The 7,236-nt window shown below is 42.7% G+C and carries 6 protein-coding genes; all 6 read right to left on the reverse strand.

What is annotated here, in order from left to right:
• Positions 1 to 4: 4 nt before the first annotated feature.
• Positions 5 to 982 carry an alpha-ketoacid dehydrogenase subunit beta gene (locus ABYB02_RS03665; protein ID WP_372761103.1) on the reverse strand — a complete coding sequence of 326 codons (978 nt, stop codon included), beginning with the start codon at positions 980 to 982 and terminating at the stop codon, positions 5 to 7.
• Complete coding sequence (locus ABYB02_RS03670; RefSeq protein ID WP_372761104.1) at positions 982 to 2,196, reverse strand: thiamine pyrophosphate-dependent dehydrogenase E1 component subunit alpha; 1,215 nt, start codon at positions 2,194 to 2,196, stop codon at positions 982 to 984. The genes ABYB02_RS03665 and ABYB02_RS03670 overlap by 1 nt, the downstream gene beginning before the upstream one ends.
• A gap of 262 nt (positions 2,197 to 2,458) precedes the next feature.
• Entirely contained in the window at positions 2,459 to 3,511 is a 1,053-nt protein-coding gene (gene astE, locus ABYB02_RS03675) for a succinylglutamate desuccinylase (RefSeq protein WP_372761105.1), read from the reverse strand.
• Positions 3,512 to 3,637: 126 nt separating this feature from the next.
• Positions 3,638 to 5,275, reverse strand: coding sequence for a phosphoglucomutase (alpha-D-glucose-1,6-bisphosphate-dependent) (gene pgm, locus ABYB02_RS03680; protein ID WP_372761106.1), 1,638 nt, complete (start codon positions 5,273 to 5,275; stop codon positions 3,638 to 3,640).
• 9 nt (positions 5,276 to 5,284) lie between these two features.
• Positions 5,285 to 5,866, reverse strand: coding sequence for a replication initiation negative regulator SeqA (seqA, locus tag ABYB02_RS03685; RefSeq protein WP_372761107.1), 582 nt, complete (start codon positions 5,864 to 5,866; stop codon positions 5,285 to 5,287).
• 326 nt (positions 5,867 to 6,192) lie between these two features.
• Positions 6,193 to 7,236 (reverse strand): hypothetical protein (locus tag ABYB02_RS03690; RefSeq protein ID WP_372761108.1); only part of this gene is annotated, 1,044 nt, incomplete at its 5' end.

Consider the following 7,236-nt stretch of genomic DNA (forward strand, 5'->3'; position numbering starts at 1 on the left):
ACCCCTAAAAATCCATTGATTGTTTAATTGCGGCCATTACTTTTAATGCATCCGGTACATATTCTTTTTCTAGTGCCAGCGGGTAAGGTGTATCTAAGCCACATACGCGCATAATAGGCGATTCTAAATGCAAGAAGCACTCTTGTTGAATAGTCGCCGCAATTTCTGCACCAAACCCATTGGTGATCGGTGCTTCGTGGCTGACAATTAAACGCCCAGTTTTAGTAACCGATTGCGCAATGGTTTCTACATCCCAAGGTAAAATGCTACGTAAATCAATTATTTCACAGCTAATACCTTGCTCGCCGGCTTGTTTAGCCGCTTCTTCAATAATTTCCATTTGCGCGCCCCAAGCCAGTAGCGTGATATCGCTACCCTGTTGCACCACTTCCGCTTTGCCAAGCTCTATGCTGTAATCTTCTTCTGGTACTTCGCCAATAGACGCACGGTATAAGCGTTTCGGCTCAAAAAATAATACCGGGTTATCGTCTTTAATTGCCGCACGTAATAAGCCCTTGGCTTGATACGGGTTACGCGGAACAATCACTTTTAGCCCCGGTGTATGTGCAAAATATGCCTCGGGTGACTGTGAGTGGTACAAGCCACCTGCAATTCCTCCGCCGTAAGGGGTACGAATGGTTAAATTACCAACATCAAACTCATTACCACTACGGTAACGAAATTTAGCTGATTCATTCACAATTTGGTCAAACGCGGGGAATATATAGTCAGCAAATTGAATTTCAGCCAATGCGGGAGCACCAAACGCCGCTAAACCGTTAGCAAAACCTAAAATGCCTTGCTCGGTTAAGGGGGTATTAAACACGCGATGCTTACCGTATTTTTCTTGTAAACCCGATGTGGCTCTAAATACGCCACCAAAATAACCGACATCTTCACCAAAAATACAGGCTTGTGGGTGTTCCGCCATGGTAATATCAAGCGCAGAATTAATTGCGTGTAGCATGTTCATTTTAGCCATTACTTAATTCTCCCTGCAGTGACTGGGTATGCGTCTGGATGTTGCTTAATGTGCTGTTTTAATTGCTCATATTGACGTTGCAACAAAGGAATTGGCGTATCGTAAACATCCGATATCAACTCTTCTAACGCGGGCTTTGGTACCACTTCGGCGCGCTTAAGGGCCGCTAAAATTTCTTCGCGGATTGACTCTTTAGCTTTTACATCGTCATCTTCATTAAGCCAGTCTTGTTTCACTAACCATTTTCTGAATTTTTCGATTGGGCACACCTGATGATTTGCTTCTTCGTCTTTTGTACGGTAGCCGCTAGGATCATCTGAGGTTGAGTGTGCACCTAAACGGTAGGCAATAGACTCGATTAGAATCGGCTCACCGTTGCTAACGGCTATTTCACGGGCTTTTTTAGTCGCCGCATACACCGCAAGGGCATCGGTGCCATCAACACGAATGGTTTTAATGCCGTAACCAACACCGCGTGAAGCAATACCGTCGCCTTTAAATTGCTCATCGGCGGGGGTCGAGATGGCATAGCCATTATTTCGAGCGAAAAAGATCACTGGCGCTTGGTGAACCGCAGCCATATTCACACCGGCATGAAAGTCCCCTTCACTGGCAGCACCTTCACCAAAGTAACATAAGGTAATGTTATCTATGGTGCTGGCCAGTTCACCGCTTTTGGCATCTATGTGCTTAATTTTTTGCCCATATGCATAACCCGTAGCCTGTGGGATTTGTGTCCCTAGAGGCGAAGAAATGGTCATATAGTTTAGCGCTTTAGAGCCATAGTGAATGGGCATTTGACGCCCTTTACCTAAATCTAATTCATTAGAGAACATTTGGTTCATAAATTGATCGAGCGTAAAGCCACGGTAATGTAAAGCTGCTTGTTCACGGTACTGCGCCATGATCATATCATCTTGATCAAGTGCGGCTGCCGAGGCGGTAATTGCAGCCTCTTCTCCTAAACATTGCATATAAAAGCTGATACGCCCTTGGCGCTGTGCACCTTGCATACGTTCATCAAGTAAACGAATAAAACGCATGGTTTCGTATAATTTAATTGCGGTATGTTTTGATATATCGGGTGCGGTTGCACCGGAATGAATGTCGCCGTCCTCAGTTAAAATACTAAGGGTTGGAATAGTTAACGCATTGCCATCAATAAACTCAAGCGTGTGGTTAATATTCAGCGATACGTTATTGGGATTACTCATAACCTACCTTCTCTTGTTGTCAGTAACACAGTGCCCATGAAATTATTATTGTGGGTTGATAGCTGCGAATAAACTTTGCAACATCTGCACTGTATTTAATTAAAGCTGCCGACACTTTACGTTAACGTAAAGTGTTATTCAACAAGTCTAGTGCAAAACAAAAGTAAATACTGAGTAAAAACATGGCAAGTTAACTATACAGTTATTTAACTAATTATTAATCATATAGTTAACTTTGCATGAAAAGTGGTCTGATCAGATACTAGATAAAGTTATTGTCTATTTGCATGGGGATCACTGTCAGCAACGCACGTTGTCCAATTGCAACGTTTGCATTAGGGAAAATGATCGCCTCTCCCGCTACATCAGCATAATAATGGGTATCGCCATCACTCGCTAACAACTCGCCTTTAGCAAAGCCGGTGAAGTTTTCTGCGCTATCAGAAAATGGAAAGCTAAAGTTTTGCTCAGTGCGATTAATGGTGCGATGCACAGTAAATAACTCAAAGTCTTTTGCATTAAATTCTGGATATTCTATATTTTCTTGGCTAATTAATGCAGTGAGTGTCTGTTTGGTTTTTTCAAAACGCGCCATGTCGTTTTCACCAAACGGTTTGACTTGGCCAAGTTCTATCGTAAACGAGTCAGCGCCATGCACAAATGAAGAATAATAGCTAAAGGTGGTCGCCGGCGACTTCATCATCAGCACGGTATTAACACCACAACTTAATAAAAACTGTAATTGTGACTTTTTCCAAGGCTTACCATGCAAAAATGGATAAACCGCAAACTTTTCATTTTTAGAGCCTCGAATAGCGGTGTGTAAATCGTAATGGCATCGCGCGCTGTGTGCATTGCCGCGAGCAAAAAAGTCGCTCACGTACTGTTCTAATTTAGCCGCGCGGCGACGCTCGTTATTCATTGCTACATTTTCAACGGTGTGATGGCCATTAAACAACCGATTTAAGTTCTCTTCGACAAAACGCTTGCCGATATTAATCGACTGCGGATTACCAAAAATAAACAGCACACGCTGTTTCAGCAACAGCTTACCCAAAATAATATCTTTAATTAACTGATCGCATATTTCTATAGGTGCCGTTTCATTGCCATGCACGGCACTTGATAACACGACATCTTTATTAGTGTTCAGCTGAGGTTGAAACTCAATCACACCGGTGTCGTGTATGGTTACGGCGGTGCCGTTGGCTAAATTAAACGCGCCTGGTGCTAAATGCCATTCATTGGCACGGCTAAGGGTTAAAAAGTCGCCGCTGTGTTGTAAATCTTTTATGTAAGGTGCTGTGGCTAACATAGGAATAAAGCCTTATAGGTTTAATAGTACTTCTTGCTATAGCGAAAGCGCTGCTTTCACCGAGTTATTGTTATCTTTAAACAAAAACGGCTGAATAAATCAGCCGTTTTTAATCTCGTTTTTTATTTAGCTAATAACTGAATCTACTAGCTTTTTAGCTTCTTTTTCAAGTAATGCTAAATGTGCTTCACCTTTAAACGACTCAAGGTAAATCTTGTAAATATCTTCAGTGCCCGATGGACGCGCGGCAAACCAGCCATTTTCCGTCACTACTTTTAAGCCACCAATTGCCGCGTTGTTGCCCGGGGCATGAGTTAACTTTTGTAATATCGGCTCGCCTGCCAGTGTTTCAGCACTGACATCACTGGCACTCAGTGCTTTTAAACGTGATTTTTGCTCACTGCTTGCCGGGGCATCGATGCGTTTATACAATGGCGCACCAAACTCTTGTTCAAGCTCTTTATACAGTGCTGACGGTGTTTTACCTGTTACAGCCTGTATTTCAGCGGCTAACAGTCCCATAATAAAGCCGTCTTTATCGGTGCACCAAACACTGCCATCAAAACGTAAAAATGCCGCGCCAGCACTTTCTTCACCACCAAATGCGAGCTTGCCTTTATTAAGTCCTTCAACAAACCATTTAAAGCCAACCGGGACTTCTTTCACTTTACGCTGATTACGCGCCGTTACTTTGTCGATCATCGAACTTGAAACCAGCGTTTTACCAATTTGTACATTGTCATTCCACTGGCGGTGTTTAAGTAGGTAGTCAATGGCAACCGCTAAAAAATGATTTGGATTCATTAAGCCATCGGGCGTCACTATGCCGTGACGGTCGTAATCGGGGTCGTTACCAATAGCGATATCAAAGTCATCTTTAAGCGCGATAAGGTTAGCCATTGAATACGGTGATGAGCAATCCATACGAATTTTGCCATCTTTATCAAGCGGCATAAATGCAAAACGCGGGTCGACACTGTCGTTTACCACGGTTATGTCTAAGTTATATTGCTTGGCAATAATTGGCCAAAAGTTGATCCCTGAGCCTCCGAGTGGATCAACCGCAATTTTAATTCCCGCCTCGCTAATCGCTTTCAAATTAACAATATTTTCTAAATCATTAATGTAGGGGGTCATTAAGTCTTGGTACTTAATAAAGCCCGAGCGAGACGCTTTGGCAAAAGGAAACAGCTCAACTTCCACTAAATCTTCAAGTAATAGTTGGTTTGCTCTGTCTTCAATCCATTTAGTGACATTGGTATCGGCTGGGCCACCATCGGGGGGATTATACTTAAAGCCACCATCTTCTGGCGGATTGTGCGATGGCGTCACCACAATACCATCGGCTAATTCGTTTGGGTGTAATTTGTTATAGCTAACAATCGCGTGGCTTATCACTGGCGTCGGCGTAAAGTCTCCCCCTTCTTGGGTGATCACTTGGACTTCGTTAGCGACTAATACTTCTATTGCTGAATTAAAGGCCGCCTCGCTTAACGCATGGGTGTCTTTACCTAAAAATAGCGGGCCAAAAATATCATTTTGCTTGCGGTAATCACAAATAGCTTGGGTAATAGAAAGTATATGCGACTCATTAAATTTTACATCGTAAGAACAACCACGATGTCCCGATGTGCCAAATGCAACACTGTGCTCCGGATTTAACTCTAAATCGGGTTCATTTAAATAATACGCTGACACCAGCTTAGGTACATTTATTAGTACCGATTGTGGTGCTGTTTTACCTGCACCTGAATGAATAGCCATGGTAGTTCCTTACAGATAGTCGCGAATTTTTTCAGCTTGCTCAGTGCTATAACCTAAACACAGAGCCACTTCATGCAGCATCATTTTCTTGCGTGTCGTGTTCGAATTGGTCATTACCCAGTATTCACTATCAGTAATGTTTTTCGGGTTCATGCTACTGCCGCTGTTTAATAACTCTTCTTTACTGGTAGCAAAGTAAACACGGTCGCGCCCTTTTATATCTAGCACGGCACGAAAGTCGCTTTTGTGTGTTCTGTAAAACGCACTTAAAATAAATAAAAATCGGCCAACAACGCCTTTTTGCATAGCCAGCTCTTCTTTATTTAGTACATTAAATATATTGGCACTTTTTTCAGCTGCCGGGCTAACAGCTGGAGGCGCAGACGTTGCAGTTGCCGTGGTATTTACTATTGATTGTGTAGGCGTAGCCGCTGGTTGATTATTGTGATTAAGTTCTACGTGGGTAGCCTGAATATTTTCGCCATTCATATTTAATAAACGACGTAAGATAGTGGATGCACTCTCACCAATACTTTGTGTATTACTGGCAATATACTGATATAACTCGTCGTCTATGTCGATTTGTTTCATGTTCTTCCTGTCATTACGGGTCACATTTTTTTCTCCCGTGTGATTATACCCAAAACAGTTAGAAATGCGAGTTACAACAATCGTTACAAATTATAATTCGTAAAATTACTGTAAGCTATTTTACGCGTGGCATAAGCCATAATTAGAACCGCACTCTACAACAAACAGGGAATGGCAAATTTTACCCCTGCAAACCGTCAGTAGCGTTATTTATGTTTAGTCTAGTTGCAAGCATATGCGCGAACGGCTGATTTATTAGTAATATCACTGGGGGGGAGCGTAACTTAACATAACAGCTTATGCCGTTATGTTAAGTTACAGATTGGTTATTGTGGGCTTTCAATGGTGTAACTATTATTCCAAATTTCGCCGTCGCTATTTGCTGCACGGTCAAGATCTGAATAATTAGATTGCTCCGCATAAACCACCGCCGAATAAGTGGTTTCGCCTGCTTGACCTGTTGTTACTGCAGTAACGGCATACGTCTCTCTGAGCCAAAAGCCTGAGGGTAAGTCGCTGTCTAGATCACTGTTAGTTTCAAGTACAACAAAGGTAAGTTCACCTAGTGTTTCGATATACCAAATAAAATCGATTTGTTCATTGCTATCGATAAATTTGCCACTACTAGGGTCGGCTTGGGTTGCCGAGCCCGTATCATAAAACTCGACTCGCTCGCCCTCATCAAGCCAACTGTGACCTAACACGTCACTTTTAGCTAGGGCCACTGTATTACCACAGCTAGCAACGACCTGTTTAAAATCGTTAAACGAATTAGGGTTAATTGGCGCCCCTAAGCCATTATCGGCACTATCATTCCAACCCGATTCATAACCGCAGGCAAAGCTAGTTTGCGCGGCTACGCTAGCGCGGTAATCTGTTGAGTAATACTGTGGCAACGCATTATCTTTAGCATAGATGCGTATCAATAATTGGTAGCCTAACTCTGGCTGAAATTGATCGTTTGCAAGTAGTTCTTGAGCAAACATTGCTGCATCAAACGTAATACTGGTGGCCGTTATTGAATCAGGCATTGCCCAAATTGATAACACATGGTTGCCTTGGTTATCGATTATTTCAACTAATACTTCATCAATTGTTGTGCCATCAGCCAGTGTCCACGCAACGACTAAGTCATTACCTAAAGTAAAGTTATTCAGGTTGTCTAAGGTTGTTTGTGGCGCTGTAGGATACAAACCTGTAGTCATTGGCAAATAATTCACCTCGCGCGAATAGCTCGCAGTGGCTTGGCCAGTGACACTTGGCATACTGGCATCACTCAAATCTAAATTGTCTGTATAAAAACGGTATTCTATCTTATCGCCAACACTAAACGTACTCGCGGCTATTTGCCCTAAATTTGCACCGAATGC

Source organism: Pseudoalteromonas sp., from assembly GCF_041613455.1.
GTDB lineage: Bacteria > Pseudomonadota > Gammaproteobacteria > Enterobacterales > Alteromonadaceae > Pseudoalteromonas.